Origin of the sequence: Thiocapsa sp. (genome assembly GCF_018399035.1) — a bacterium.
Lineage (GTDB): Bacteria > Pseudomonadota > Gammaproteobacteria > Chromatiales > Chromatiaceae > Thiocapsa.
Genome location: NZ_CP073760.1, coordinates 5,580,220 through 5,606,347, shown reverse-complemented (window position 1 = coordinate 5,606,347; position 26,128 = coordinate 5,580,220). Strand labels below are relative to the sequence as shown.

Genomic DNA, 26,128 nt, shown 5'->3' with positions numbered 1-26,128 from the left:
ATGATGGCCTAGTGGTCGTCACGGTAGTCGACAAGGATCACGTCTTCGCCTTGGAACGCGAACGTCAGGCGCCAGTTTCCGCTGACCCAGATGGACCAATGTCCGACGAGATCGCCCGAAAGGGGATGGAGCTTCCAGCCAGGGAGGTTCATATCCTGCGGCGAGGAGGAAACATCCAGTCGCGTAAGTTGACGCCGGAGTTTTGGTGCATGAGCGGCGTGTATACCCGCCTTCGATCCGGATTCGAAGAACCTTTGGAGACCCTTGTGTCTGAATTGCCTGATCACGAGACCGAACTGTATAGCGTGACTATACTGCCCGCAAGTCGGATTGATCGGCGTCGCGCCCGACTCCTGACGTGGCGACGCTGACCGGCACCCGCCGCAACGTTGCCCGCATCGATACCCGGCGGTCAGCGGCGACCAAAGTCCACAATATTTGAGAGAATCCGCGATGAAGACCCTTCTTCCCCTTGCCCTTCTCCTTGTCGCACTCGCGCTAGGCGCCTGCTCGACCAAGCGTCCGGGTCCCGTTGCGGGCACGGACACGATGTCGGACGGACCCACGGTCTACGGACAGCTTTCGGTCTCGTTGGATCACGCCTCGACGCGTTGACGGAGCTTCAGAGCTCGTCCCACGCCGGATAGGTCAACCCCGGAATCCGCGGCGTTTCGACGCGGAAGCGACAGTGGCGGGCATAGGCTTCGAAAATCGTGATCTTGTCGGCCAGCCCCTCGGGCATGCCGACATCTCACCAGCGATGGCGCTGCTCCCATTCGTTCGGACCGCGGGCGAGCGTTTCCAGTTGGCGACCCAGAAGCCCCGATGCAGTCGGGAGATGTCGCCATGTCGAGCGCTCCCCTCAGCAGTCGGTCGTGCGGGCCGCGCCAGCCGCCTCGGCCTTGCGCGCCTTGTCCTCGCGTTTCATCCGACGCAACAACCAGAGCTCCCGAAGCAGGAAACCCATGATGGCGCCCGCGGTCAGGAGCGCCTTGCAGAGCATCAAGGTTCCGGTGCTGATCATGGCGGTGTCATCCGAATTGGCGGCAATGAAAGAAGCGACGGTCAGTGCCGATACGGCCAACTGCCGTCACACCGAGATGCCTGGCGATCCGCCGGAGTTCAAGGGCGACTGCCGAGGAGACGCCCCTGCCCGCAGCCTCCGCCCGCCTATACGCTCGATGGCTCTCGCTCGACGTCTCAATAGACCGGACAGTCTTCACAAGGCTCGGCAAGCGCGGGCATTTGGGTGAGGGTCGCGCGACTCATTTCCCGCGGTCTGACTGGAATCGCGACTGCGGCCGTCATCCGGATACAATGCACGACGACCGGCAACAGCGCGATCAGGAAGGATCCAAGATCAACATGAACATGTTGGTTGGGCAAAGCGCAGCGTGCCCAACAGCTCCCAGTGATGCCGGCGCGGGTTGGGCACGCTGCGCTTTGCCCAACCTACGGCTGATGCGCCATTGTTCCGGTTCGTCACTCCGGCCATCGCGGCACGGGGCATGCGTGACACCGCAGAGCGGGTGTCACGAGCTCGTGAAGTTTTGGGGTGGCCGATCTTTTGAGCGAGGCCGCTGATGCCGTTCACGCCTCTGTACACCTTGTTTTTGAGCCGTCACTCACCGCGGCACGCCTCAGCCACAGGACAATGCCATGCCCGAGCACTTCACAGACCAAGATTTTCTGCCCCTGCGGATCGCCGTCCTGACTGTCTCGGACAGTCGGACCGAGGAGAACGACACCTCGGGACGACTTTTGGTGGAGCGCGCCGAGGCGGCGGGACACCGCGTCATGGCCAAGCGGATCGTCCCGGACGACGTCTACCGGATGCGCGCGGCCTTCTCCGAATGGATCGCCGACCCGGAGATTCAGGTCATCCTGAGCACCGGCGGCACCGGCGTGACCGGGCGGGACAGTACCCCTGAGGCTGTGATCCCCCTGCTCGACAAGCCGCTCGAGGGCTTCGGCGAGCTGTTCCGGAGCTTTTCGCTCGAGGAGATCGGAACCTCCACCTTACAGTCGCGCGCGCTCGGTGGGCTTGCCAACGGGACCTTCATCTTCTGCTTGCCGGGCTCCAGCGGCGCTTGCCGCACCGCCTGGGATCGCATCCTGCAGGCGCAGCTGGACAGCCGCACGCAACCCTGCAACTTCGCTCAGCTCATTCCGCGTTTGCTGGAGCGTTGAGCATGACCACCGATCCTTGCGGCTGTGACGCGCCCGGACGTGCGGCGCTGACCAAAGAGCAGGCGCTCGAGCGCCTGCTCGCAGGTGTCGAGCCCGTCGACGGGACCGAAACCGTCTCGATCGCGGATGGACTCGGACGCGTCCTGGCCGAACCGGTCCGAAGCACGATCGACGTCCCCGCCTGGGACAACAGCGCGATGGACGGCTATGCAATCCGTCATGCGGACCTGGCCACCGGCGGGGGAGACTGCGCGTCGCTCAGCGCATTCCCGCCGGCTCGACCGGGAGCGCACTCGAACCCGGCACGGCGGCGCGTATCTTCACGGGCGCGCCGGTCCCGGAAGGTTGCGACACCGTGGTCGTCCAGGAGATCTGCATGGCCGATGGGGACTGGGTCCGAGTCCCGCTCGACTGCAAAACGGATGCGAACATCCGCCGCATCGGCGAGGACATCCGCGCCGGTGCGGAGGTCATCGCCGCGGGCACCCGTCTCGCCCCGCAGCACCTTGGTCTCGCAGCATCGATCGGCGCCGCACGGGTCGGTGTCTATCGGCGTCTGCGCGTCGCCGTCTTCTCCAGCGGCGACGAGCTGGTGATGCCGGGCGAGCCGCTCGGCCCCGGACAGATCTACAACTCCAACCGCTTCCTGCTCTTCGGGTTGCTGGAGCAGCTCGGCTGCGAGGTGGTGGATCTGGGCATCGTGGAAGACACCCTGTCGGCCACCGAGCAGGCGTTGCTGCAGGGCGCGGCACAGGCCGATCTGATCGTCGGCAGCGGCGGCGTCTCGGTCGGGGAGGAGGATCACATCAAGGCCGCGCTCGAGCGCGTCGGCACGCTCGAGCTCTGGACCATCGCGATCCGCCCCGGCAAGCCGCTGGCCTTCGGGCGTATCGGCGCGACGCCCTTCATCGGCAATCCGGGTAACCCGGTCTCGCTGTTCGTCACCTTCTGTCTGTTCGGCATCCCGGTGATCAGACGACAGCAGGGTGTCGCCGGGGACCTGCGCCCCCTGAGTCTTCGGATCCGCGCCGGCTTCGACTGGCCACGTCCCGATAAACGTCGGGAGTTTCATCGGGCGCGCATTCAAATCGGCGAGGACGGCGCGCAGGAGCTTGCGGTGTTCCCAAGCCGCTCGTCCGCCGTGCTCTCCTCCGTCGCCTGGGCGGACGGTCTGGTGGAGATTTCCGAGAACCAGGTTATCCACAAAGGCGACCTCGTGGACTTCATCCCCTTCCAAGGTCTCTTCGGCTGAACCGCGTCCGGTCGAGCATGGATGTGATGGGGGCAGGATCGACCTTGCCTTGGTCAAGTGCCTTGGGGAGGCTCAGTTTAGAGTTCCTATTTTTATCATCCTAAACCGCGTCAGCTCCTGCATGCATGGTTTCAGCCGTCGCCGTTCCAATCCAACCACCGCGCATGCCGCTCCAGACGCGGTTTAGCATCGGACGACAACATGATCGATATCCTGTATTTCGCTCGGCTCAGAGAGTGCCTCGGACTGGCGCGGGAACAAATGGATGTCTCGCAAGACATCGACTCCGTGGCGGGTCTGCTGGCACACCTGCGCACCCGCGGCGAGCCCTGGTCGACGACTTTGGGCGAAGGCGAATCCGTTCTGACGGCGGTGAATCAAGAGATTGCTCGGCCGGACACGCGGATCAAAGACGGCGACGAGGTCGCATTCTTCCCGCCGGTCACCGGCGGATAAAACGCGCTGGCCATCAACATGAACCGATCCATCGGGCAAAGCTCAGCGTGTCCGACTGCTCCCTGTGATGCCGGCGCTTCCGCTATCCCGCCCGGTCCGTCGGCTCAGAGAGCATCCATACAAGTGCCTGCTGCGTCGCGAGCTGCACTCGGGCGCCATCCTTCAGGATGATAGGCATCGGTTGGAGGTCGCGATCGACGGCGAAGTCCCCATCGGAAACGTGACCTCGGTCGCGATTGCAATCCTCTCGCCGGCATAGGCTTTAGTTACGGAGACAGGAACAGCGGAGTCGGATTCGATCGCCCCATCAGCCGGGACAGCTCCCACCGCTCGACCTGCCGATCGCGACCGAGCGCAAGCGACGAAAGGGCGTCCTTGCGATCGCGCCGCCCGATAGGAGCAGTGTCATGACGTATACATATCAGTTGTTCGGTGCGATGACGGGGTGGTCGTTTCTCTATGGATGCATGCTCGGAATGGCGTCGCCAGCGACCTATCTCCCGAGACAGGCCCGGATGGATCCCGTGGGCAGCGACGATGTATTGGCGATGAGCGGTCGAGGCCGTGCATTTGAGCTTTCAGAGAAAGCACGGGGTTGATGCATTCGTGAAGCGAAGCGAAGCGAGTGCCTATTATAAGCGCTGCAAGAGACGGTCTCTCGACATGCAGGGCAACATCAGCAACGGGTATAAAAAAGGCCATGCATTTTGGGTGCATGGCCTTTAAGGATATTCACTGAAATACGCATCACGACCGCGTATGGCTGCATTGCATGTAGGGGCATCCGGCGTAGGGACTCCGGTTACCCGGAGCCCCTGCCACAGACCCGGACGTGCAGTTTTCCCGGTTCCTCGGTTGTACTCGCTTTCGCGCGAGCGAGAGTTCTTCCGGCCTCGATCATCCCTTCGCCCACAGCGGCCACCGAATGCGTCGTCAGGCCATCCTGGCCTGATAGAATCATGGCTGGAAGCCCTGACGACGCAAGGATCGCCAGCAGCTGGACCAAACGATGATCAATGCCGTTCTTCCTCGCTCGATTGGCTATTCCCCGCAGTGAGGTTGGCACGTGGTGACCCGGTTCTGCTCGTCCGGCACGTGTTTCCTGTGCGGGCTGCGTACTCCCGTCGGGTCCTTCGCCATGTCATGGGCTTTCCCCATCGCAGACGACTATGCCCGATAAGACACCCCGTCGGCTTGCGGCGTTCTCCCGCCTGCCTGTGCGCTCCGTGTTCCACGCCTCCACCCGAGCGCACGCCGTTGCAGGGCTCTTCACCCGTTCGTGTCCCAGCTCAGTCGGTTTCATCGCTTCACCTCCCACAGGAGCCTTCGAGGCTTCCCGAGTTCTCCGGCGCCTCTCTTCCTGCATGCCACGGCCTGTCGACTCCGGCGGACATCCACACACTCGCCCTTACGCGTGCTTCATCTCGGCTTCCGGGTTCAGTACCCCGTCGCCATCCGCGGGTTTGCGATCTCGAAGCTGTACCAGCACTTCAGGGAGCGCGATCTCCCCTGCGGCCTACAGGATTCTCTGTGTACGCTTGCCCTGTCTCTTGTTCGCGACTTGCGCCGCTCCGCAACAGGACCAACACTCGATACGGGTGGGTGGCTAGCCCTTACCCGACCGGGACTTTCACCCGGCAAGAGACGCCGAGCTTTGCTCGGCGCTAAGTGAAAACGCTCCTGCCAAAGATGCCCTCGCCAGCCTTCCCGGAAATTGATCATGCGCGTGTACAGACGGTGCGCCTCGCCCAGCGCGTCACGCAAACCGAGCTGATCGGCCGGGACGAGGATCAGGTGTACATGATTCGGCATGAGGCAGTAGAACAGAACGTCCATGCCTCACGCCCGACAAGCAAGACGTCGACAGCAATCGCCGATACTCGGCGTCGTCCTCATCCCCAAAAAAAGGTCCGCTGGCGTCGATGACCGCGTTGGGTCACATGATGGGGAAGCCCCGGGACAACCACTCTTGGAAGTCTCGCCATCGGTCGGTCATTCCCTCGTCACAAAAACCTCACTTTGTGTTCTAACCGATCCGAAGCATCTCGTCTAGGGTATTAAGTAAACGGAGAGTAAGCCGGGTTCTTGCCGTCGGTTAGGCTGATGTTTGTGTTCTCGGTTTGCCGCCTGGTTTCCCGGCGGTGCCACATGATCTCGGCCATACGACGGTTCGTTCCCGGCTCCTCGCAGAACCGGACTTGGAGTGTTACACCATCCGGCTCCCAGCTTGAGTCATCCACCAAGGGACGGGGTAGAGATCATGGATGATCCGAGCACGCGGCAGCAGGGGGCGAATGGCGGCGCTGAAGCGCTTCCAGGTCAACGAGCGGCGCTGACTGCGGCGGTTTAGCCACTTAAACAGCAGGCCGCCGGCGAAGTGGATGTAACTCGCCAAGGCGCGGCCGTTGCCGCTCACCCCGTAGTACTGGAGATGCCCGCGCAGGTGGCGCACGAGGTAGGCCAGCATGGCCGCCCCGCCCTGCGTGCGCAGGCCGCGTAGTCGCTCGTTCAACAGTTTGAGCTTCTTGGCCATGCGCTTGCCGTCGGTCTTGCGCCCGACCACGAACCGGCCCCGACGACTACGGCCCACATAGTGGGTGAAGCCGAGGAAGCTGAAGGTGCGCGATCCTGCCGCGGTGTCGGCACGTTGCCCAAGGGCGTGGCTGCCGAAGCGTAACAGCGCGGTTTTGCTCGGTTCGACTTCCAGGTCGAAGGCCGCCAGTCGTTCGGTCATGGCGGCCAGGAAGGCGTTGGCATCGGCCTCGTACTCGAAGCAGGCGACATAGTCGTCGGCGTAGCGGATCAGGTAGGCTTTGCCGGCACAGCCCCTGGCGAAACGTCTCTCGAACCACAGGTCGAGCACGTAGTGCAGGTAGATATTGCTGAGCACGGGCGAGACCAAACCCCTTGCGGGGCACCCTCGTCGCTGGCCGTGAATGCGCCGTCTTCCATGACGCCGGCCTTCAGGAAGCGCCGCACGATCCGCAGAAGATTGGGATCGGCGATGCGGTGCTCCAGGAAGCGCAGTAAATGGGCATGCGAGAGATGATCGAAGAAGCCTTTGATGTCGGCCTCAACCACCCATTGCGTTTCTGCGTTGGTGATGACCTCCGCGACCCGCCGCAACGCATCGTGCGCGCTACGACCGGGACGAAAGCCATACGAGCAGTCGCAAAATTCCGGCTCCCAGATGGCTTGCAGGAGGCGGCTGAGCCGATCCTGCACCAATCGGTCCTCGAAGCTCGGCACACCCAGCGGACGGTAGCGTCCATCCCCCTTGGGAATGTAGCTGCGCCGCACCGGTTGCGGCCGGTAGCCCATTCGGCGTATCCGCGCCGACAGGTCGTCCAGTTGCGCGTCCAGGTCCTTTCCGTAGTCGTCTTTTCTTACCCCATCGACTCCGGGCGCCTTGTTTCCTTTCTGTCGCTCGAAGCTTTCGCGCAAGCCCTCGGGGTCGAACAACAACCCCATCAGAGAATTGAACCGCTCTCGCAGTTGCTCGCGCGCCATCAGTGTGAAACGCTCAAGTTTGGTTGTCACGGACAGAATCCTCTCGGCGTAGGGCCGTGTGTCGCTTTCGCGTTGTCTCAAACCGCCACCCCTTTGCTCGACCCGCATTACCGGGCGTCATCGCTCGTATGGATGGCTCCGACTTCCACGCACCACCGTCCGTGTCCTCGCTTTCTACACTTGTTCACGGGTGCCCGCCTCCGGCGGACCGATACGTGGATCTCCCTGGTTACCACGTGTTCTCCATGTCAGGCTCGATACGGCCTCGGACCCTGGGAGTATCCGTACCGCTCGCCATCGCGCAGCACGGATTGTTGCCTGCCGGAGGGACAAACCCGTCGGCACTCCCGACTGTTCTTTACGGGGCTCAACACCTTCAAGGTCGGCTCCACCCGTTACCTTTGCACCTCGCCTGCTTTCGTGCCTACGCATCGACGTGTCCGTTGCCGTCCACGCCGCAAGGCTCGATACTGGGCTCGCGGCGCACGATTACCCAGGCGGGATTCCCACCCGCTAGAACACGCGGCCTTGCCAGGCCGCACTGTCCCCGGAACTAAATCAGTGATTAGGGATTTGCTTTAATATTAGAAAATACTTATATTCTTACTTGCCTGTTTTCTCAACCCTGTCCAGGGCCGGTGAGTCGACACTCGGTTCAAACGAGCGCCCGACTTGGCCGTCATCAACCCCAGGAGTCTTCGCAATGACCACAGAATCAATCCCCTTACACTCAACCGATACGCATCGGGATGTCGTCCAGGCCGATACATTATCGATCCAGCGGGTGGCCTCGAATGCACCCCTGCAGTGGCTCGGGCAAGGCTGGAGCACACTGAAGAAAACACCCTTCGTCAGTCTATTTTACGGTTCGCTTTGCGCCCTAGCCGGTTTCGGGGCACTGACCATGAGCCAGGCGATGCCGGGTTTGACGTTGAAGTTTCTGATCGTGCTCCTGCTGCTGGGCCCCTTTCTGGCCGCTGGACTCTACGTCACCGCGCGTCGCCAGCTGGCCGGTGAACAGATCGGGATTCGCGCCAGCTTTGCGCTGTATGGTCAGCGGCGCTCAAGTCTGGCATTGTTCGGGCTGTTTCTGGTGTTCGTTGTCGCCTTCTGGGCGATGGCCACGGCGGTGATCTTTGCCATCAAAGTGACGACTCTGGCGCCGACCTCCAGTGGCTATGTGACCCTGTTAGGAGGCGGGATGGACCCATTGATGATGCTCTTCACGCTGATGAGCAGCGCCTTGCTTGGCGCGGCGGTGTTCGCGGCCAGCGTGATCGCGGTTCCGCTGATCGTCGATCGTGATGCCGGCCCGGTTGCCGGTGTGCAGGCGAGCTGGCGGGTCGTCACCCTCAATCCCGGGCCGATGTTGCGTTGGGCGGGATTGATCCTCGGCCTGATGCTGGTCGGCGCGCTGACGGCTTTCGTCGGCATGGTCGTGATCTTCCCGTTGCTTGGCTACGCTAGCTGGTATGCCTATCTCGATCTGGTCGGCGAGGCCGTTTAACCGACACGCCAGCCCCTTGCGCCAACGGATGGCGCGCGATCCAACGTCCAACCTTTCAGTGACTAAAGACACTCAGGAAAAGGACAGCACTAACAGTAGCGTGAGCAGAAGCAGTACTAGCGCTTGGACGCGGTAGTCGGTCCAGCCCGGGCGGCGTTGCCCCTGAGGCATCTCCGGGATCGCCATCACCGGTCGCCAGACCGTGCCAGGCGCCGGCGCCGCGCCAGCAGCAGCGTACAATTCCAGGGACCAATTCCAGGGACATTTTACTTAATCCCGTTCCAGCAGCTCCAAGAGGTCCCGGGTATGAGACTCCCGTCGCGCTGCCTTCGGCCCGGGCTTTTTTCGCTTGAGCGGACGCCGGAGGCGTTGCTCCGGATCTTCGACAAAGGAATCCGGACCGAGCGGGCGGCCGGTGCCGGAATGCGCGTTTATTACGTCGGCAATGTCCGGGGCGTCAGGCTCGCCGATGAAGCGATCCCAGTCCGAGATCAGCTCCAACAGCGGACGCACGCTGACGAGCTCATCGTCCACTCCGGCCAAATGGGCCCGGGCACTTGACCACGGCCAGTCCTCCGGCCGTGCACTGAGCCGCGCGCGGACGGGATTGCGCTCCACATACCTGGCAGCGGTGATGAGGTGCCGCTCGTCCATCACGAACGAGTGAAAACGCTCCTGCCAAAGATGCCCTCGCCAGCCTTCCCGGAAATTGATCATGCGCGTGTCGCGACGATGCGCCTCGCCCAGCGCGTCACGCAAACCGAGCTGCGCAACTAGGGAACTAGGCCGGAACTAGGGAACTAGTGCTCGACCGAAAACCCCGTTTTTTCCCGCCCCGGCACCCGTCCTGAATGGCGGGCCGGGGCCAGCGTATTCAATTGAGCCTCATTCGAGGCCTATTCGCGCGATCAAGCCGCTTAAATGAGAGCGACTCGCATCACCGCCATTCTGCAGGCGCACCACTCCCGTCGGGGTCGGCACCGGACCCGATCGAAAGGGTCAAGCAGCGCGTCGTCGGCGCTGTCGGTCCCGCTCGCGCCGCGCCTCCTCGGCCTCCTGCGCGAGCAGCAGCGCGCCGATGCGCTGAATGTTGCGCGCCACCACCGCCAAGGCGACATAGCGCTTGAAGCCGTCGATCCCGTGATCACGACAGCGGTCGAGTCCGTGGACCTCCAGCGCGTTGATGGCGGACTCCACGGCGGAGTGTTTCCGGCGCAGCTGGATGAAGCGCGGATCGCCTTCGCGTTCGCGCTCGGCGGCCGAGCATTTGCCCTTCTTCGGCAGCACCGGAAAGTCGTTGAGTTCCGGGGACAGTTTCCACAATTCCCGTACGGTGCTCGAAACAAAGGCGTTCCGGGCACTCCATTCCGGCGGTCGCATACCTAACCCACAAATAGGTCAGCCGCAATCGATCAATCTTTCACCGCAGCTGCGGGCGCTCCTGTCATGCCCTGGCCCCGCTATCCTCCAAACCCTGCATACCGGCTGCAGATCGAACCTCCGATCCCGAGTCCTTCGGGACTCCCTGCTCCACCTCCCCGCCCGGCCCGTCCCAATACAGCGCCCCCATCTGCAAACCCAACAGCGCCTGCCTGAGTGTGGTCAGATCCGCTTCGAGCCCCTCAAGATGACCGGGTTCGAAGTGGCAAGCCAATGCCTCGCGATGCTCGCCAAGTGCCTGCAGCAAAGAGAGCGCGGCCCGGTCGATCCGCTCGATGGATGAGTGTTGCATCCTCGTCGTCCTAGCCGAGCTTGTAGGCGACGCCGTAGCCGCCGCGCGGCAGCGCCCAGCCGATGTTGTGGAAGGGGCAGCCCACGCGGCAGCTCCCGCATTCGAGGCAGGCCTGATAGCCGACCATGACATGCCCTTGGCAGTCCAGGCGATAGACTCCGGCCGGGCAGAAATCCAGGCAGGGCTTGGCCGGACAGCCTTGGCAGACCGCGGGGTCTTTGATCCAGAGGTGGGCGAATGCCTCGTCGACCTCGTATCGGACCGATCCGATCAGGGCATCCAGATTCACGCGCGGCAGGCTCTCGCGCAGCTCGGGACGCAAGGGTTGAGGGTGGCGTTTGCGCTTGGTCATGGTCAGCCTCGCATCCCGCGCAGCAGCTTCATCATGTCGTGGGCGATCCCGAAGAAGGAGCGTCGCCCGCGCAACAGGCCGAGGATCTCGCCTTCCATCTCACGCTTCGGCATGCCTTGGGCCGTGAAATAGCGCAGCGCGGCGTCGTTCATGAAATCGACATAGGTGCCGATGAAGTGCGGTGTGCTGTCGAGGAAGTCGGTCATGCGGCGATACTGCTTGAGGTCCTTGAGCACGAAGCTCTCCTCCAGTTTGTCCCGGTAGGCGCGCAGAAAGGCCGCGGAGAAGTCTTGCCGGCGGTGCGCTTCGAGCGCCGTCTCGCCCGCCATGCGCCCGGCGGTCATGGCCAGGTTGGAGCCCTCGCGGTGCAGGGCGTCGACCATGGCCGCGGCGTCGCCCGCGATCAGGACGCCGTCCCCCACCAGCTCGGGCATGCGGTCGTAGCCCTGCTCCGGGATCAGATGGGCGCCGTACTCCAGCGCGGTCGCGCCCGCCAGATAGGGGCGCACGACCGGGTGGGCCTTGAAGCGCGCCAGGATCTCATAGGGTCTGAGGTTGTGGTCGATGAGCTCCGCGAGCAGCAGACCGACGCCGATCGAGATCGCCTTGGCGTCCGTGTAGATAAAGGCGGTGCCGGGCAGGCCCAGCGTGGCGTCGCCGAAGATGTCGATGGCCACGCCCTCGTGCGCCCCGGCGAGCCCGAAGCGCGACTCGATCTCGGCGGCCGGAAGGGCCAGCACCTCCTTGACCGACAGGGCCACATAGCGCGGCGGCAGGTCACCCTTGGCCAGGCCCAGGCCCTGGGTGAGCAGGTTGTTGACGCCCTCGGCGATGACCAGGATGGGGGCATGGACCTCGCCCTCGGGTCGGTCGGTGGCCACGCCGACGGTCCGTCCCGAGTCGTCGCGCAACACCTGGGTCACGGTCGTCTTGGCGATGAGCAGCACGCCGGCCTGCACCGCCTGCTCGGCAAACCAGGCATCGAAGCGCGCTCGCAGGACCGTATAGGCGCCTGCCGGCTCGCTCTTATAGCGCTCGCTCTTGTGCATGATCCGCACCGCACTGTCGGGCGAGAGCAACCAGTAGCCCTGCTCGGTGACGGGCCGCTCGAAGGGCGGCCGGCGCTCGGCAAAGTCGGGGAGCACCTCGGCGAGCGCATGGGTGTAGAGCACGCCGCCGAACAGATTCTTGGCGCCGGGTGAGCGTCCCCGCTCGATCAGGCAGACCTCCAGACCGCCTTTGGCCATGGTGATGGCGGCGGCCACCCCGGCCGGGCCGGCGCCGACCACGATGGCGTCGCAGTGCAGACTAGCGGGCATGGCCGGCTCCATCGCGCATCGCCTGCAGCTGTCGGATCAGCTCGGGGATCACCTCGTAGAGGTCACCGACGATGCCGAGATCGGCGATCCGGAAGATGGGCGCCTCGGGGTCCCGATTGATCGCGAGGATGAAGTCCGCGTCACCCATGCCGACCCGATGCTGCACGGCGCCGGAGATCCCGGCGGCAATATAGAGCCTGGGCCGGACCGTCTTGCCGGTCTGCCCGACCTGATGATCGGCCGAGATCCAGCCCGCGTCCACGAGCGGTCGCGAGACGGCGACGACGCCGCCCAGCAGATCGGCAAGCCGCCCGAGCAGCGGCAGACCGTCAGGGCCGCCGAGCCCGCGCCCCCCGGCGACGATGACCGGCGCATGCTCCAGGTTGAGACGCTCCTCGGCGGGGATGAGCCGCAGGCGTCGCACCGGGATGTCGGCTTCGGAGAGCCCCGGCTCGACCGGCAGGATCTCGCCCGAGGCATCGGCGAGCGGCATCGGCATCGGCATCGGCAGCACGCGCGGTCGCACGGTGGCCATCTGGGGCCGGTGTTTTCGGCAGAGGATGGTCGCCATCAGGTTGCCGCCGAAGGTCGGCCGGGTGGCGGCCAGGATCCCGAGCTTGGGATCGATGGCCAGCTCGGTGCAGTCGGCGGTGAGTCCGGTCTCCAGACGGGTCGCGATCGCACTCGCCAGATCCCGCCCGCGTGTCGTCGCCCCGATCAACAGGATCTCGGGCTCATAGGTCTGCACCAACCGGCTCACGCCGACGGCATAGGGCAGGTTCCGATAGATCGCCAGCACGGGGGCGTCCATCAGGTACACCCGGCTCGCGCCGTAGCGAAAGGCATCCTCGGCGATGGGCCGCACGCCGTGACCCAAAAGGACCGCCTCCACGCGGATCGCCGCGCCGTCGAGCGCGCTCGCCAGGCGCCGGGCCGCACCCAGCAGCTCCCAAGAAACGGGATGCGCCTGCCCCGCGTCCTGCTCGATCAGCACCCAGATGCGTCGGGCACCGGGATCCGGCGTGCCGGTCATGCGCCGTCCCCCTCGTCGGAGAGCGCCACCGACCCGGAGGTCAGCACGCCGGCCGCGGCCATGCGTTCCAGCGAGCGGCCGACGGCCGTGGTCAGGCCGACCTCGGCCACGGACACCCGCTCACCCGGCTCCTTGGGCGGCGGTGTGAATGCCTTGGACACGATGGTCGCCGATCCTTTGATCCCGATCCTGGCCGGATCGAAGGGCACGGGCGAGGCGGCGTCCCAGGTCTCGGGTCGATAGCGGGCGGCGCGGACCAGGTTGGGCAGGGGCGCACGGGCGATCGCCGCGATCTCCTTCTCGACCGTCAGGAGCGCGGGAAGCGCGGTCTCCAGGACCTCGACGCCCTGCTCGACGCGGCGGTGGACGATCGCCGTGCGGGTCACGGGATCGATGGACTCGATCCGAACGGCATAGGTGACGAGGGGCACATCCAGCCGCGCGGCCACGCCCGGCCCGACCTGGCCGGTGTCCCCGTCGATCGCCTGCTTGCCGAAAAGCAGCAGATCCACTGGGTCCTCGGCCTGGATGGCCTCGATCGCGCGGGCGATGACATAGGATGTGGCGAGGGTATCGGCGCCCCCGAACTTGCGGTCGCAGAGCAGGATCGCCCGATCCGCGCCTTGCTCCACGCACTCCACGAGCGCCTCGGCGGCCTTCGGCGGACCCATGGTCAGCACGGTCACCGTGCCCCCGAAGCGCTCCTTCAGCCGGACCGCCATCTCCAGGGCATGTCGGTCGTAGGGATTGATGACGGCCGGCACACCCTCCCGGATCAAGGTGCCCGTCTCCGGGTCGATTCGAACACTAGTGGTGTCCGGCACCTGCTTGATGGCAACGATCGTATGCATGCCTGAGCCTTGGAGAGGATGCGTATCCGAAACGGGGAATCGAGGACATCACCGCGGTGCGCAGAGACGCGCACCGCGAGGGTCACATGGGTCTCTCGAAGCTCAGCAGCGATTCCACCTCGCGCACGCCCAAGATGTCGCCCGCCAGCGCCTCGGCAACTTGGCGCTCGGCCAGCGACGTGACGGTGCCGCGAAGCAACACCACCCCGTCGGTCGAGCTCACCTCCATGCTGGACGCGTTCACGGTGGTATCGTAGCGCAGGACGGCCTCCAGGCGATTGGCGATCCAGGTATCGGAGCGCTGCACCTCGGCGACTGCAGCCTGCCGCTCGCGCTCCTCGGTCAAGACATCCGAGTCGACGTTGATGTAATTGAAGACCTCGCGAACCCCTTCGGTGGTCCTGACGAGCGTCGCGACGCGATCGGACGCTCCGGTCGAGCCGACTCGACCCTGGAGGCGAGCGATGCCCCCGTCGATCTCGACGGAAACCTCCAGCCCGCTCGTGCTGATCTGCCACTCCAGGCGCTCGCGGATCCTCGTCGCCACATCCAGGTCTTCGACCCGGGCAGTGAGAGGCCCCGGACTCGCCGCGAAGGTCGCATCCAGTTCGAGCGCGTTGTCGACCGGCACCCCGTTCGCGACCAGGTTTGCCAGATCCTCGGCCAGGGTTCGCTCGATGACGCTCGGTACCGATCCCTCGATGCGCAGGCGCCCGTCCTGCGAGAGGATCTGGATCGCATAGCCACTGAGGTGTTGGTTGAGCGCGATGATGGTCTCGACCTTGGCGGCGATCGCTGCATCGGCATCGGCCCGCAGGGGCGACACCGAGAACAGGATCAACAAGGCCGAGGTCATCAAAACCCGATGGGGTCGTGTCGATTTCATTGGCTTTCATCTCGTTGTGGGTAAGGCAGGTTGGAGCCGGCGCGGTTCAATAGTCGTAATCGGATTCCGGACGAACACGACAACGAGTAGAGCCTTCGACCACTCTTCCTGGTTGCGGCTCTGCCGGTAGAATGACCGCAGCCCCCCCCGAAGCTCGCTCGGGTCGGCCTATTCGACATGCGCACAATGCACCTCCAGCGCACCGATGACACCGTCGCGGATCCGGTATTGATGGCTGGTGACCTTGCGTCTGAAGTGGGCGTCGTGGGAGATGAGGATCAGGGCTTGGGGGAGCGCGTTGAGGATCGCAACGAGGCGGGCCCGAGTCGCCTCGTCCAGTGCATTGGTGGGCTCGTCGAGCAGGAGCACGTCCGGCTCCATCGCGAGCACCGTGGCGAGGCCGACCAAACGCTTTTCACCGCCCGAGAGCTTGTGGGTCACGCGGTCGCGCAGGTGCCTCAGCTGTAATCGGTCGAGCGTGCGATCGACCACCTCGAGGACCTCGGTCTTCGATTGGCCGAGGTTGAGCGGTCCGAAGGCGATGTCCTCGGCCACGGTCGGACAGAAGAGCTGGTCGTCCGGATCCTGAAAGACCAGGCCGACGCGCTGTCGGACCTCATGGAAATCCTGTTCCTTGCGCCTCGGGGTGCCGAAGGCGACAACCGTCCCGGCCTGGGGCCGTAAGAGCCCGACCATGATGTGCAGCAGCGTGCTCTTGCCGGATCCGTTCGGCCCGGTCAGCGCGATGCGCTCGCCCGCCTCCAGGCCGAGACTCACATCCATCAGGACCGGCGCTTGTCCGGGGTACGCAAAGCGCACACCGCTCAGCTCAAACAAGGGGGGCATGCAGGAGATCCAATGCGAGCAAAGCGGCAAACGCGACCACGGCCGCCCCTGCGAAGACCGCATCGCCGGGTCGATAGGCGAATTGGTCCAAGAGATGAAAATGGCCTTGGAAGCCGCGACAGCGCATCGCGGCCAGGATACGCTCGGAGCGTTCCAGGCTGCGCACCAGCAGCATCCCGACCAGATAGCCGAGGCTTTGGTAGGTGTGTCGGTTGTTGCCCGGGCGAAAGCCGCGCGCACGCATCGCGGTGCGCAGTCGCGCGTATTCCTCGCCGATGACGCTGATGTAGCGCACGGTGAAGAGCAGCAGCTGCACCAGTGTCGCCGGCATCCGCAGGCGGGCAAGGGCGTGGCCGAGCGTGACCGCCTCCAGGCTGCCGACCAAGGACAAAAGCGCGAGCACGATCGCGTTGGCCTTGAGCACGATCGTGATCGCCTTATTCAGCCCCTCTGCGCTCGCGCTGAAGGATCCCCACGCGAAGATCGGCGTGCCGGGCACCGTAAAGGGCAGCAGCACCAAGATGAACAGCATAAGGCCGTCCATCGCCGCCATCCGTTTGAGGGTCGGGCCGGCGGGCAGACGTGCCCAGAACATCAAGAGGATGGCCAGGCCAAGCGCGAGTGCGAGCGTCTGTAGACCGGACAGGGACACCACCACCAGTGCGAACAGCGTGGCGGCGACGATGCGAAGGCGCGGATCCAGGTCACGCAGCCAGCCCCGGCGCGCCCCGCGGGCTGTCGTCGCAGGTTCGGCGGGCTCGAGCAGATGACCCATGGCCGGTCTCAGCCTTGCGTCGGCCGGCGGCCGTAGACAAAAAACAGCAACCCGAAGAGACCCGCGATATAACCCATTCCGCCGAGGATCTGCTGCAACCCGGTCTGCTCTTTGAGCTGGACGATCTCTTTTCTCAAGGGCTGAACCTCTTGTCTGACCGCCTCGGCGATCAGTGCGCGAAGCGCCTCGTCGGTCGGGCCGAGCGTTTCGGCGGATCCTCGAGGGATGTCGGATGCGGGCCGGCCCGCGATCGGCGCGACCTCCTCGGGCGAGAGTCGGACCTCGGCCAGATGCCCTGCCCCGAGATCGGAGCGGACGGTCAGCGCGACACCCTCGACCGCCTCGCCCGCGAGCCCGTCTCCAAGCCGGCTCGGCGGGCTGAAGCGAAACAAGCCATCCTCGTCGGTTGCGGTCTCCCCGAGCTTGCGCAGCTCATGATCGAAGAGCTCGACCCGTGTGCCGGGCGGAGCCGGCTTCCCGTTGGAAAAGCCGATCTCACCGACGAGCTCGGTGCCTTCGACCCAAGCCGAGGCGACGACCTTGTGTGCCTGAGCCGGTCCGCCGAGCAAGAGCCCGAACACGAGCCAAGGCAGGGCAAGGATGGTCCAACCGCGACCACAACGCCAAGCCGGGCAGTCAGGCATCGCCGCTCCGAACCACGGGTTGGTCGAAGACGCCGAACAGCTCCGGCTTCACCTGTCGGATGAGGGTCACGGCGGCGACACAGAGCATCGCCTCGATCGCCATGATCGGAAGATGCGCGAAGAAGACCAGCTTGGCCGCCACCAGATAATGCTGGCCACTCAGGGTCAAGGCGAGCGCCACCAAGGCCACGGTCATGGCGATCGCAAGCCCGCCCGCGAGCCCGGCCCAAACCGCGGCGACCCCGATACGCTCTGACCGGATCCCGGAGCGGCAGAGATAATGGACCGCAACCGCCGGCAGGGCGATCGCCAGGGTATTCACCCCGAGTACGGTGATTCCGCCGAAGCCGAAGAAAACGGCCTGGAGCAGGAGACCGACGAAGAGGGCGGGGAAGGCCGCCCAGCCGAGGACGATCCCGGCGAGTCCGTTCATGATCAGATGGACGCTGGATGGGCCGATCGGCACATGGACCAAGGCCGCGACGAAGAAGGTCGCGCTCAGGACTCCCGCCGCCGGGATGCGCTCCATGTCCAGCTCCCGCAGACCTTTGGCGATTCCGGCCACGGCCAGAACCGCGCCCCCGATGACAACGGGATGAGACAAGGCGCCGTCGACGATGTGCATATGAACCTCTATAGGGATCGCCCGTCCCGTCGGTGGATTGGGGGGTTCGGCAGGTCTCCTGACTCGCGCATCATCGGCGTCACCGGCCTTCCCGGGCCGTCATCCCTTGCGGATGACAGCGCCCAGTGGCGTCAGCGGTGGGCCTCAGCGCTTACAGTTGCGGGGACAGTCACGGAATCGGCCGCGGTCGGCGTGCCTCACCGTGTTCCCTTTAAACCGCGTTGGAAATGACCGGGGTGTGCCCCTCCGAGGCTGTTGCCTCGAAGCCGCCCGGGGGCTGGGTTGGAAGCGGCTCGACTGTTCAACGAAACAACCGAAGTGCCGCGGCCGGGACCAAGCCCACGTGAGCACAACGCCCGTCATTCCCGATGCGGTTTAACCGCTCGTGACCCTGTCACGAGCGGAACCGAAGCGCGGGAGTCTAAACGAATGGCCTTGGCGCGATCAATGTTTACGGCGTGTGCGGCGAGAGCGTCGGCGGCGTTCAATCGCGCATCGGCGGCCCGATCGAGGAGCTCGGAGGGGGCGTGCTGCAGGCTGGTGCCGGCGATCCGCCGAGCCGCGAGGAGACCGCGATCGGTGCGTTCGGCACGGCGACGGGTTTAGTCTTCGCCTGCATGGTCTTCGGTTTCAATCGGGAGGCGCATTCGTTAGAATACGGTGATATTCTAGTTCAGCTTTCAGCGGAGACACGGCGGCAACCCGCTTGATGTGCTCCGGGACAGCTTCGTGACCGATCGCACCGATCGACACCTGCTTTTTCCCGGCCGATCTCGGCAGAACGCCCCGCAGTGTCGCGCTTTTTTCCCGGCCTTCGGGTAAGGTTAGACCCCCGTAGCTCTGTTGTTCTAGCAGGTAGACCACGATGGACGACACCCTCCAACGCCTCCTCGAAGCCGAGATGCGCGCCGAGAAGATCGCTCAGCAGGCCGAGGCCGAGCAGGAGCACACGATTCAAAAGGCGATGGCGGATGCCAAATCCGAGAACGATCGCTTCACCGCGCGGATCCCGGATCTGCATCGGGGCTTCATCGCAAAGGCCGAGGAGCGCGCCGAGCAAAACGTCGCCGAGCTGCGTCGTCGCTACGACGAGCGACATGTTCAATTGCGCGATCAGGCCGAGCGCCGCGAAGGCGAGGCGCTGGACGCCGCCTTTCAGGTTCTGATCGACCCCGATCGCTGAACGCCGAATGGATTCTTTGCCGGCGCGACGCCCGATCAGCAGCTCACTCGCGGTTCCTTCATGACCATCATTGCCGACCACGCCTACCTCAACACGCGCGTCTCCGTCATGGCGATGCAGTTGTTCGAGCCGAGCGGGATCGCGGCCCTGTCTCATCTGCCCTTGGCGGCCCTGGCGGAACGTTTCGGCTTGACCGCCATCCTCGACGATCAGCAGTCCACGCGCGCACGCAGTCGGGCGGTAGAGCAAAGCCTGATTCAGGTTTTGCTCGGCGAGCTGCTCATCCTGGTGCGGCCCATGAACACCGCCGAGCGCGCCCTGGTGCTCGACTGGGGACGCAAATACGCGCTCTTCAATCTCAAGACACTGATCCGCGGCAAGCTCTACGACCTCGACCAGAAAGAGATCCAGGACAATCTCTATGTGCTGCCCGAGCACATGCGCCTGTCCGAGGAGGTCAGCACCGAGCTGTTTCGCGCCGAGAACGTCCTGGAGCTGCTGCGCCAGCTCGAAGCGGGGGCCCACCGCACCCTGGCCCGCCAAGCGCGCGAGGTCTACGAGCAGCAGCGCGAGCCGTTTGCATTGGAGGCGGCGATCGATCAACGCTATTACGCCGGACTGTTGCGACAGGTCATGGCGTTCAGCGACGCAAACCTGAACCCGCTGAAACGCCTGATGGGCGCCGAGCTGGATCGCATCAATCTGATGTGGCTCCTGCGCTTCCGGTTTTCATACCAGCTTTCGGCGTCCGAGACCTTTTACCATCTGGTCCCGTCGATGCGTCTGCTCACGCGCGAACGGCTGCTGCATCTGGTGAATGTCGAGACCTTCGAGGGCGTCGTCGCCACCTTGCCGGCGCCGCTGGACCGACTGCTCGCCGGCAGCAAGAATATCGTGGACGCTCAAAAGCGCATCGGCGCCTACGCGGCCCAAGAGGCGCATTGGGTTCTACACCACACCCAATCGGGCGTCGCCCGTGCATTGGCTTATCTGATGCTGCGCGAGCGCGACCTTCTCTTGTTGTTCGCACTGGCCCAAGGCCAGATCCTGAAGCTCCCGTCCGCCGCCATCGAGATCGCGATCGAGCTGTCCGAGCCCGGGTGCCCCTGGGCCGGGAGTCGGGCGGCCTGATGCGGACCCCGGCGCACCAACCGATGCAGAGGGGCTGACGCATGTTGCGCTCGACACCGATGAAGCATGTCCGGCTCTTGCTCCTCACCGAGGACCTTCCGCAGGCATCGCTCTCCTTGGCGGACGTGGAGAGCTTTCACCCGGATACACGCCCGCCGACCGAGTCCCGGCTCGCCGGTCTGCCGGGGCGCGAGTATCGCGAGGTCTTCACCCAAGCCACGGCCCGTCTGGAGAAGATCGGCAAGTTGATCCCGGTGCCGGAGACACCCGAGATCGATCAGGCCCGCTTGGTCGATCTCGCCGAGCTTCAGACCCTGAGCGCCTGGTTGACCAAGGTCTTCACCCAAGCCGCGGCCCGTCTGGAGAGGATCGGCAAATGGGTCAAGACGCCGAAGCCACCCGAGATCGAGCAAGGCCACGTGGTCGATTTCGCCGATCTTCAGACGTTGCAAGCCAGGTTGGGCAAAGTCTTCACCCAAGCCGCCGTCCGTCTGGAGAAGATCGGTCGATTGATCCCGGTGCCTGAGACACCCGAGATCGAACACGTCCGGGTGGTCGATTTCCCCGAGCTGCAGACCTTGAACACCTGGTTGGGCGAGCTCTGGAGCGAGACCTCCAACTACGAGGAGGCTCTGCGCCGTCTCGACGACGAAGAGCGCCTGGTCAAGGAGCAACAAGCCGCCTTGGCGAACTTCGCCCATCTCAACATCGATCTGGGGATGCTGCGCAGCAAGACGCGCTTCCTCGACTTTTACGTCGGCCTGGTGCCGCGCGAGAATCTGCGCCAATTGGAAGGCGCCGTCGGCCTGGCCGGGTACATCCTGCACGTCTATATGCAGGAGGGCGAGAACGCCCATGTCGTGATCGTCGGCCCGGCCGGCACGAAGGAGAGTCAGCTCTCCGCCGTGCTCGACGCCGCAGGCTTTCAGAACCTGCCGATCCCGCAGGAGCTCGACCGTAACCCAGCCGAGCTGCAGCGCGACCTCGCCGCTCAGCGCGCGTCGATCGACGCTCAACGCAAGGCCCTGCTCGAGACCCTCGCGCACTGGTCCGCCCCCCTCGCAGGACCGCTGCTGAAAGCACAGCGAACCCTGATGATGGCGGAGCCGCTGGTCTCGCTCGATCCGTCGATCCGCAGTGCCGGCTACCTGACCTATCTCGCAGGCTGGGTCCCGGCACGCTCGGTCGAGCAGCTCGGCGCGCGCCTGCGCGAGTCGCTCAACCATCCCTTCGAGATGAGCGTGCGCAACCCTGCGGCGGAAGAACGCGCACTCGTCCCGACGGTGCCGGCAAAGGGCTGGTTCCTCTCGCCCTTCGCCATGCTGGTGAAGCAATACGGTGTACCCGAGTACGGCGAGGTCGATCCCACACCGCTTTTTGCGGTGACCTTCATCCTGATGTTCGGGAGCATGTTCGGCGACGTCGGCCAAGGCGCCGTGATTGCCCTCGCCGCCTGGCTCCTGCGCCGGAAGCTCGGGCGCTTCTGGCCGTTCGGATTGATGGCAGGCCTGTCCTCGATGTTCTTCGGCGTGCTTTTCGGCAGCATCTTCAGCGAAGAGCACCTGATCCCCGCGCTCTGGATGAGTCCGCTGAGCGACCCGCTCCTGATGCTGCGCATCGCACTCGGCTGGGGCGTGCTCTTCCTGACGCTGGCCTGTCTGCTGGCGATCTACAACCGGCTGGTCATCCAGAACTGGTCCGGGGCCGTCTTCGGACATCACGGCATCATCAATCTGATCTTCTATCTGGCGCTGATCAGCGGAGGCGTGAACGTCGCCACAGCCGGCGAGGGTGTCCCCGGGGTTCGGGTCGACGCGGTCGATGCCTTCGGCACCCTCCCGTTGGTCTTGGTGATCGGCGCACTCCTCGCCCTCGCCGCGCACAGTTGGCGGCATCAAGAGGGGGCTGTCGGGGAGAAGGTCCTGGTCGTTTTCATCGAGACCTTGGAGACCCTGATCGGCTATGTCTCCAACACCTTGTCGTTTTTGCGTGTCGCGGCATTCAGCCTGAACCATGTCGCGCTCTCGATCGCCATCATGACGCTTGCGGGCATGATGGGTATATTCGGCCATATCGTGACCCTGATCCTCGGCAACATCTTCGTCATCGTCCTGGAGGGCGGTATCGTGATGATTCAGGTGATGCGTCTGCAGTATTACGAGGGTTTCTCGCGTTACTTCTCGGGAAACGGGCATGAGTTCGCGCCCTTGAGGTTCCGGCGCGGTTCGGCTTGAGTCATTCGTACCCTATCGTCACAACCAAAACACCACACTGGAGCATGCAATGTACTGGCTCGTCGCCCTCATGACCTTCGCCATTCTCGGACTCATCCTGCTCGGACTCATGCTCGAGCTTCGCCCGCAGCTCGCGACCGGGGCCCGGTCCTGGTACAAGCCGGCGATGGGCACCCAGCTGGTCGTCTTCGTCGGTGCTCAACTCGGTTTGCTGGTGCTCGGCATCAATGACGCCTTCGCCAACGTGGATGTCGTCGCCGTCGAGTCCGTGAACGAGATGTCGCTCGGCATGGGTCTGGCGTTCATCGGTGCCGGCATCCCGACGGCGATCGCCACCATCGGCGCCGGCATCGCGGTCGGTCCCATCGGTGCCGCATCGCTTGCGGCCATCACCGAGAAGCCGGAGAACCTCGGCCGAACCCTGATCTATCTCGGGCTCGCCGAGGGTATCGCCATCTACGGCCTCGTGATCTCCATCCTGATGATCAACAAACTCTAATCGGCGCGCCGCTCAGGAGCCCTGGTGGTGGAGACGGAACAAGACTACGGCCGACCGACGCGGATGCTCTTCCTCGGCGAGGATCGGCTCGCCGACGGCTTTCGACTCATCGGCTTCGAGACGCATCCCAATCCCGACCCCGAGCTCGTCGATCGGACGATCCGGGACCTCCTGCGCGGACGCGAGAAAGCCTTCGTGGTCGTGGACGATGCCGTGATGGCGCAGGACATCCCGAGCCTCAAACGCGTGCGTCGCGAAGGGGGGCGGATCGTCGTGATCGCCGTGCCGCCGCTCGGCGAGCACCCGCAGTTGGGAAGCGACGTGGCGCGACGCCTGGCGGCCCTGTTCGGCAATGCCGTGGTCAACGCCAAGGCGGGGCCATGAGCCGCAGGGTCTCGCAGATCACCGGGTGAGCCCATGAAGACTTGGTTGTCATCAAACAGTATTCATTCACTTAAACCGCGTCTTGAGTTTCGCCCCGGTGTCGGCAAGGCAGCGGCAAGCGACAAAACGACGGGGTTCGCTCCGGACGCGGTTTAACGAGGGTCGATCGTGAATCAGGTACAAGAGCTTGAGCAGGCCATTCTGGCCCGCGCGGAACGGCTGGCCGGCGAGTATCGCGACCGCGCCAACCGCAGCCGCGACAGCATCCTGCGCGAGGCCGCGGAGCGGCTGCGCATGCGCGAGAGCCGCGAAGAGAGTATCGCCAAGACGCTCGCGGACCGGACCTTCCGCCAACAGGTGCAGGCCAGCGAGTTGAAGATGCAGACGCACCTGGACCGCATGCGCTGGAACCTGGTCCAGGATGTCGAGCGCGCACTCGCCGGACGCATGAAGGCGTTCAGCGAAGACCTCGGGCGCTACGAGCCTTGGCTGGAGAGCCTGATCGTGCGCGCGGCCAACCTCATCGAGGAGAAGTCCTTGGTCGTCTCCGCCAATGCGCGCGATCTGCATCGCCTAGCCGAGCGCTGGGACGCCATCTTGGAGACCCTCCCGAGTCACAAGACCGTGATTCTCTCCAAGGAGCCGATCGAGACGCTCGGCGGGGTACTCGTCGCCAGCCGCGACCGACGCATCCGCATCGACAATACCTACGAGGGCCGGCTCGAGCGTCTGCGCGCCGCCGTGCAACAGGTCATCCTCGAACGGCTGTTGCCGAGCGGGTTCGACACCGGCAACCTCTTCAGCGGATGAGACCATGAGCGAAACCCATGAGTGAAACCAAGCGAACGGGTGTCATCCGAGACATCAACGGCCCCATCGTGACCGTCGAGCTGCCGGGCGTGCGCAGCGGCGAGCAGGTGAAGATCGGCGACCTCGGCCTCTTCGGCGAGGTGATCTCGCTGCGGGGTCAGCTCGCGATCGTGCAGACCTACGAGTCTACCGACGGGGTGCGCCCCGGCGAGCCGGCGCAAGGCTTGGGTTGGCCGCTCTCGGTCGAGCTCGGTCCCGGCCTGATGGGCGGCATCTTCGACGGCGTGCAGCGCCCGCTCGAGAAGATCGCACTGGAGTCGGGCGACTACATCCGTCGCGGCATCTCGGTGCCTGCGCTGGATCGGGCACGCGAGTGGGAGTTCGAGCCCAATCGCGAGCTGAGCCCGGGCGCCACGGTCGGACCCGGCATCGTCCTGGGCACGGTCCAGGAGACCACGACCGTCCTGCACCGGATCATGGTTCCACCCGGTGTCGAGGGCGAGCTGCTCGAGGTGGCGCCGGCGGGCGAGTACGACATCGAGTCGACCATCGCGCGGGTGCGCGATCCGCGCGGCATCAGCCACCGACTGAGCATGTATCAGCGTTGGCCGGTGCGCAAACCGCGCCCTTACCTGCGGCGCGACGACGGGGTGTCGCCGCTGATCACCGGACAGCGGGTCATCGACACCTTCTTCCCGCAGCTCAAGGGCGGCAAGGGCGCCGTACCCGGACCCTTCGGGGCCGGCAAGACCGTCGTTCAGCAGCAGATCGCGCGCTGGTCCAACGCCGACATCGTCATCTATGTCGGCTGCGGGGAGCGCGGCAACGAGCTGGTGGACGTGCTCGAAAGCTTCCCGGAGCTGGACGACCCCTACACCGGCCGCAAGCTGATGGAGCGCACCCTGCTCGTCGCCAACACCTCCAACATGCCGGTGGTGGCCCGCGAGGCGTCGGTCTATGTCGGCATCACCATGGCCGAGTATTACCGCGACATGGGCTACGATGTGGTCATGCTCGCGGACTCCACCAGCCGCTGGGCCGAGGCGCTGCGCGAGGTCTCGGGGCGGCTCGGTCAGATGCCGGTCGAAGAAGGCTATCCGGCCTACCTGGCATCACGCCTCGCCGCGGTCTACGAGCGCGCCGGACGTGTGGAGACCTACGGGGCCGGATCGGGATCGGTCACCCTGATCGGCGCGGTCTCCCCGCCCGGCGGCGATTTCTCCGAGCCGGTGACCAGCCACACCAAGGACATCATCGAGACCTTCTGGGCGCTCTCCAAAGAGCTTGCCGACGCGCGTCACTATCCCTCGATCGACTGGGTCACCAGCTTTTCCAAGCACGTGCATACCGCCGCGCAGTGGTGGCATAAGGAGGTCGACCCGGACTGGGAGAAGCGTCGCACCGCTGCCCTCGCCTTGCTGGCCCGCGATGCGGAGCTCTCGCGCATCGTCAACCTGGTCGGCCCCGAAGCACTCTCGGACGCGCAGCGCTGGGAGCTCGAAGGCGCATCCCTGATCAAGGAAGGCGTGCTCCAGCAAAGCGCGCTCGACGAGATCGACACCTTCTGCTCGCCAGAGAAACAGTTCGCGCTGCTCGATTTGGCCATCACCATCTACAAGCGCGGTGCTGCCCTGATCAAGCTCGGCGTGCCGGTCTCGGAGCTGCAGCATCTCCCGCTCATGGCCAAGATGCGACGCCTCAAGTCGATGTACTCCAGCGAGCAGCTCGACCAGGTCCTCGCCTTCCGCGCCGAGGTCGATCATGCGATGGAGTCGGTGCGGATCGAATACGCCAAACATGGCGAGCAGGTCTGAACCGCGTCCGGAGCAACATGCGGTGTTTCGGGGCGAGTTGACCCTTGTCCTAAACAACGACGACGGCAAGACGCGGTTCAGAAAGAAAAATTTTA

Annotated in this window: 25 protein-coding genes, 3 pseudogenes and 1 riboswitch; of the genes and pseudogenes, 12 read left to right on the top strand and 16 right to left on the bottom strand. The window is 64.6% G+C overall.

Annotation, left to right across the window (positions count from 1 at the left end; all coding sequences use genetic code 11):
• Positions 1–8: 8 nt before the first annotated feature.
• Together KFB96_RS25615 and KFB96_RS25610 are read right to left on the bottom strand one after the other, a co-directional pair.
• Entirely contained in the window at positions 9–287 is a 279-nt protein-coding gene (locus KFB96_RS25615; protein WP_213458281.1) for a type II toxin-antitoxin system RelE/ParE family toxin, read from the bottom strand.
• 575 nt (positions 288–862) lie between these two features.
• A complete protein-coding gene (locus tag KFB96_RS25610; RefSeq protein ID WP_213458280.1) occupies positions 863–1,024 on the bottom strand; it encodes a hypothetical protein in 162 nt (53 codons plus the stop codon).
• Positions 1,025–1,659: 635 nt separating this feature from the next.
• Here KFB96_RS25610 and moaB point away from each other — a divergent pair.
• From moaB to moaD, 3 genes and pseudogenes are all read left to right on the top strand, one after another.
• Positions 1,660–2,190, top strand: a complete 531-nt coding sequence (gene moaB, locus KFB96_RS25605; RefSeq protein WP_213458279.1) for a molybdenum cofactor biosynthesis protein B — start codon at positions 1,660–1,662, stop codon at positions 2,188–2,190.
• 2 nt (positions 2,191–2,192) lie between these two features.
• A pseudogene (glp, locus tag KFB96_RS25600) lies at positions 2,193–3,442 on the top strand (gephyrin-like molybdotransferase Glp).
• A gap of 201 nt (positions 3,443–3,643) precedes the next feature.
• On the top strand, positions 3,644–3,898 hold the full coding sequence (gene moaD, locus KFB96_RS25595; protein WP_213458277.1) for a molybdopterin converting factor subunit 1: 255 nt from the start codon (positions 3,644–3,646) through the stop codon (positions 3,896–3,898).
• Between the two features lie 1,437 nt (positions 3,899–5,335).
• On the opposite strand, the gene KFB96_RS27295 is transcribed toward moaD, so the two are convergent.
• Entirely contained in the window at positions 5,336–5,710 is a 375-nt protein-coding gene (locus KFB96_RS27295; RefSeq protein WP_300971761.1) for a transposase, read from the bottom strand.
• A gap of 394 nt (positions 5,711–6,104) precedes the next feature.
• Positions 6,105–7,219: pseudogene (locus KFB96_RS25585) on the bottom strand (reverse transcriptase domain-containing protein).
• Between the two features lie 892 nt (positions 7,220–8,111).
• On the opposite strand from KFB96_RS25585, the gene KFB96_RS25580 reads away from it, so the two are divergent.
• Positions 8,112–8,915 carry a DUF2189 domain-containing protein gene (locus tag KFB96_RS25580; RefSeq protein WP_213465961.1) on the top strand — a complete coding sequence of 268 codons (804 nt, stop codon included), beginning with the start codon at positions 8,112–8,114 and terminating at the stop codon, positions 8,913–8,915.
• 270 nt (positions 8,916–9,185) lie between these two features.
• On the opposite strand, the gene KFB96_RS25575 is transcribed toward KFB96_RS25580, so the two are convergent.
• The 12 genes and pseudogenes from KFB96_RS25575 to cbiM all read right to left on the bottom strand — a co-directional run bounded on the left by KFB96_RS25575 (position 9,186) and on the right by cbiM (position 17,978).
• On the bottom strand, positions 9,186–9,674 hold the full coding sequence (locus KFB96_RS25575; protein ID WP_300971159.1) for a transposase: 489 nt from the start codon (positions 9,672–9,674) through the stop codon (positions 9,186–9,188).
• 240 nt (positions 9,675–9,914) lie between these two features.
• Positions 9,915–10,202 (bottom strand): annotated as a pseudogene (locus tag KFB96_RS25570) (ISNCY family transposase); the annotation flags it as partial.
• A 157-nt stretch (positions 10,203–10,359) separates the two neighbouring features.
• On the bottom strand, positions 10,360–10,647 hold the full coding sequence (locus tag KFB96_RS25565; RefSeq protein WP_213458275.1) for a hypothetical protein: 288 nt from the start codon (positions 10,645–10,647) through the stop codon (positions 10,360–10,362).
• Positions 10,648–10,657: 10 nt separating this feature from the next.
• Positions 10,658–10,999, bottom strand: coding sequence for a ferredoxin family protein (locus KFB96_RS25560; RefSeq protein WP_213458274.1), 342 nt, complete (start codon positions 10,997–10,999; stop codon positions 10,658–10,660).
• A 2-nt stretch (positions 11,000–11,001) separates the two neighbouring features.
• Positions 11,002–12,318, bottom strand: a complete 1,317-nt coding sequence (locus KFB96_RS25555; RefSeq protein ID WP_213458273.1) for an FAD-dependent oxidoreductase — start codon at positions 12,316–12,318, stop codon at positions 11,002–11,004.
• Positions 12,308–13,351: an electron transfer flavoprotein subunit alpha/FixB family protein gene (locus KFB96_RS25550; protein ID WP_213458272.1), complete on the bottom strand. Its 1,044-nt coding sequence runs from the start codon at positions 13,349–13,351 to the stop codon at positions 12,308–12,310. Before KFB96_RS25550 ends, KFB96_RS25555 begins: the two co-directional genes overlap by 11 nt.
• Positions 13,348–14,202 carry an electron transfer flavoprotein subunit beta/FixA family protein gene (locus KFB96_RS25545; RefSeq protein ID WP_213458271.1) on the bottom strand — a complete coding sequence of 285 codons (855 nt, stop codon included), beginning with the start codon at positions 14,200–14,202 and terminating at the stop codon, positions 13,348–13,350. Before KFB96_RS25545 ends, KFB96_RS25550 begins: the two co-directional genes overlap by 4 nt.
• Positions 14,203–14,284: 82 nt before the next feature.
• Positions 14,285–15,088, bottom strand: a complete 804-nt coding sequence (locus tag KFB96_RS25540) for a BON domain-containing protein (RefSeq protein ID WP_213458270.1) — start codon at positions 15,086–15,088, stop codon at positions 14,285–14,287.
• A gap of 168 nt (positions 15,089–15,256) precedes the next feature.
• Complete coding sequence (locus KFB96_RS25535; protein ID WP_213458269.1) at positions 15,257–15,934, bottom strand: energy-coupling factor ABC transporter ATP-binding protein; 678 nt, start codon at positions 15,932–15,934, stop codon at positions 15,257–15,259.
• Complete coding sequence (gene cbiQ / locus KFB96_RS25530) at positions 15,918–16,709, bottom strand: cobalt ECF transporter T component CbiQ (protein WP_213458268.1); 792 nt, start codon at positions 16,707–16,709, stop codon at positions 15,918–15,920. The genes KFB96_RS25535 and cbiQ overlap by 17 nt, the downstream gene beginning before the upstream one ends.
• A gap of 8 nt (positions 16,710–16,717) precedes the next feature.
• A complete protein-coding gene (locus KFB96_RS25525) occupies positions 16,718–17,353 on the bottom strand; it encodes a hypothetical protein (RefSeq protein WP_213458267.1) in 636 nt (211 codons plus the stop codon).
• Complete coding sequence (gene cbiM / locus KFB96_RS25520) at positions 17,346–17,978, bottom strand: cobalt transporter CbiM (RefSeq protein WP_213458266.1); 633 nt, start codon at positions 17,976–17,978, stop codon at positions 17,346–17,348. The genes KFB96_RS25525 and cbiM overlap by 8 nt, the downstream gene beginning before the upstream one ends.
• A 30-nt stretch (positions 17,979–18,008) precedes the next feature.
• Positions 18,009–18,229: riboswitch (cobalamin riboswitch) on the bottom strand.
• 207 nt (positions 18,230–18,436) lie between these two features.
• On the opposite strand from cbiM, the gene KFB96_RS25515 reads away from it, so the two are divergent.
• The 8 genes from KFB96_RS25515 (at position 18,437) to KFB96_RS25480 (ending at position 26,033) form a co-directional block, all read left to right on the top strand.
• Positions 18,437–18,688: a hypothetical protein gene (locus KFB96_RS25515; RefSeq protein WP_213458265.1), complete on the top strand. Its 252-nt coding sequence runs from the start codon at positions 18,437–18,439 to the stop codon at positions 18,686–18,688.
• 155 nt (positions 18,689–18,843) lie between these two features.
• Positions 18,844–19,161 carry an ATPase gene (locus tag KFB96_RS25510; protein WP_213458264.1) on the top strand — a complete coding sequence of 106 codons (318 nt, stop codon included), beginning with the start codon at positions 18,844–18,846 and terminating at the stop codon, positions 19,159–19,161.
• Between the two features lie 60 nt (positions 19,162–19,221).
• Positions 19,222–20,292, top strand: coding sequence for a V-type ATPase subunit (locus tag KFB96_RS25505; protein WP_213458263.1), 1,071 nt, complete (start codon positions 19,222–19,224; stop codon positions 20,290–20,292).
• Between the two features lie 41 nt (positions 20,293–20,333).
• Complete coding sequence (locus KFB96_RS25500) at positions 20,334–22,526, top strand: V-type ATPase 116kDa subunit family protein (protein ID WP_300971153.1); 2,193 nt, start codon at positions 20,334–20,336, stop codon at positions 22,524–22,526.
• A gap of 49 nt (positions 22,527–22,575) precedes the next feature.
• A complete protein-coding gene (locus tag KFB96_RS25495) occupies positions 22,576–23,025 on the top strand; it encodes an ATP synthase subunit C (protein WP_213458262.1) in 450 nt (149 codons plus the stop codon).
• Positions 23,026–23,088: 63 nt separating this feature from the next.
• A complete protein-coding gene (locus KFB96_RS25490; RefSeq protein ID WP_213459735.1) occupies positions 23,089–23,409 on the top strand; it encodes a V-type ATP synthase subunit F in 321 nt (106 codons plus the stop codon).
• 168 nt (positions 23,410–23,577) lie between these two features.
• The gene (locus KFB96_RS25485; protein WP_213465959.1) at positions 23,578–24,219 is read left to right on the top strand and encodes a V-type ATP synthase subunit E; all 642 of its coding nucleotides are present in this window, start codon (positions 23,578–23,580) and stop codon (positions 24,217–24,219) included.
• 17 nt (positions 24,220–24,236) lie between these two features.
• Complete coding sequence (locus KFB96_RS25480; RefSeq protein ID WP_213455661.1) at positions 24,237–26,033, top strand: V-type ATP synthase subunit A; 1,797 nt, start codon at positions 24,237–24,239, stop codon at positions 26,031–26,033.
• Positions 26,034–26,128 lie beyond the last annotated feature (95 nt).

Excerpts from the sequence above, each read along its gene's own strand:
- KFB96_RS25610 (WP_213458280.1), bottom strand. The coding sequence starts at position 1,024 with ATGATCAGCACCGGAACCTTGATGCTCTGCAAGGCGCTCCTGACCGCG.
- moaB (WP_213458279.1), top strand. The coding sequence starts at position 1,660 with ATGCCCGAGCACTTCACAGACCAAGATTTTCTGCCCCTGCGGATCGCC.
- moaD (WP_213458277.1), top strand. The coding sequence starts at position 3,644 with ATGATCGATATCCTGTATTTCGCTCGGCTCAGAGAGTGCCTCGGACTG.
- KFB96_RS27295 (WP_300971761.1), bottom strand. The coding sequence starts at position 5,710 with ATGCCGAATCATGTACACCTGATCCTCGTCCCGGCCGATCAGCTCGGT.
- KFB96_RS25580 (WP_213465961.1), top strand. The coding sequence starts at position 8,112 with ATGACCACAGAATCAATCCCCTTACACTCAACCGATACGCATCGGGAT.
- KFB96_RS25565 (WP_213458275.1), bottom strand. The coding sequence starts at position 10,647 with ATGCAACACTCATCCATCGAGCGGATCGACCGGGCCGCGCTCTCTTTG.
- KFB96_RS25560 (WP_213458274.1), bottom strand. The coding sequence starts at position 10,999 with ATGACCAAGCGCAAACGCCACCCTCAACCCTTGCGTCCCGAGCTGCGC.
- KFB96_RS25555 (WP_213458273.1), bottom strand. The coding sequence starts at position 12,318 with ATGCCCGCTAGTCTGCACTGCGACGCCATCGTGGTCGGCGCCGGCCCG.
- KFB96_RS25550 (WP_213458272.1), bottom strand. The coding sequence starts at position 13,351 with ATGACCGGCACGCCGGATCCCGGTGCCCGACGCATCTGGGTGCTGATC.
- KFB96_RS25545 (WP_213458271.1), bottom strand. The coding sequence starts at position 14,202 with ATGCATACGATCGTTGCCATCAAGCAGGTGCCGGACACCACTAGTGTT.
- KFB96_RS25540 (WP_213458270.1), bottom strand. The coding sequence starts at position 15,088 with ATGAAATCGACACGACCCCATCGGGTTTTGATGACCTCGGCCTTGTTG.
- KFB96_RS25535 (WP_213458269.1), bottom strand. The coding sequence starts at position 15,934 with ATGCCCCCCTTGTTTGAGCTGAGCGGTGTGCGCTTTGCGTACCCCGGA.
- cbiQ (WP_213458268.1), bottom strand. The coding sequence starts at position 16,709 with ATGGGTCATCTGCTCGAGCCCGCCGAACCTGCGACGACAGCCCGCGGG.
- KFB96_RS25525 (WP_213458267.1), bottom strand. The coding sequence starts at position 17,353 with ATGCCTGACTGCCCGGCTTGGCGTTGTGGTCGCGGTTGGACCATCCTT.
- cbiM (WP_213458266.1), bottom strand. The coding sequence starts at position 17,978 with ATGCACATCGTCGACGGCGCCTTGTCTCATCCCGTTGTCATCGGGGGC.
- KFB96_RS25510 (WP_213458264.1), top strand. The coding sequence starts at position 18,844 with ATGGACGACACCCTCCAACGCCTCCTCGAAGCCGAGATGCGCGCCGAG.
- KFB96_RS25505 (WP_213458263.1), top strand. The coding sequence starts at position 19,222 with ATGACCATCATTGCCGACCACGCCTACCTCAACACGCGCGTCTCCGTC.
- KFB96_RS25500 (WP_300971153.1), top strand. The coding sequence starts at position 20,334 with ATGTTGCGCTCGACACCGATGAAGCATGTCCGGCTCTTGCTCCTCACC.
- KFB96_RS25495 (WP_213458262.1), top strand. The coding sequence starts at position 22,576 with ATGTACTGGCTCGTCGCCCTCATGACCTTCGCCATTCTCGGACTCATC.
- KFB96_RS25490 (WP_213459735.1), top strand. The coding sequence starts at position 23,089 with ATGCTCTTCCTCGGCGAGGATCGGCTCGCCGACGGCTTTCGACTCATC.
- KFB96_RS25480 (WP_213455661.1), top strand. The coding sequence starts at position 24,237 with ATGAGTGAAACCAAGCGAACGGGTGTCATCCGAGACATCAACGGCCCC.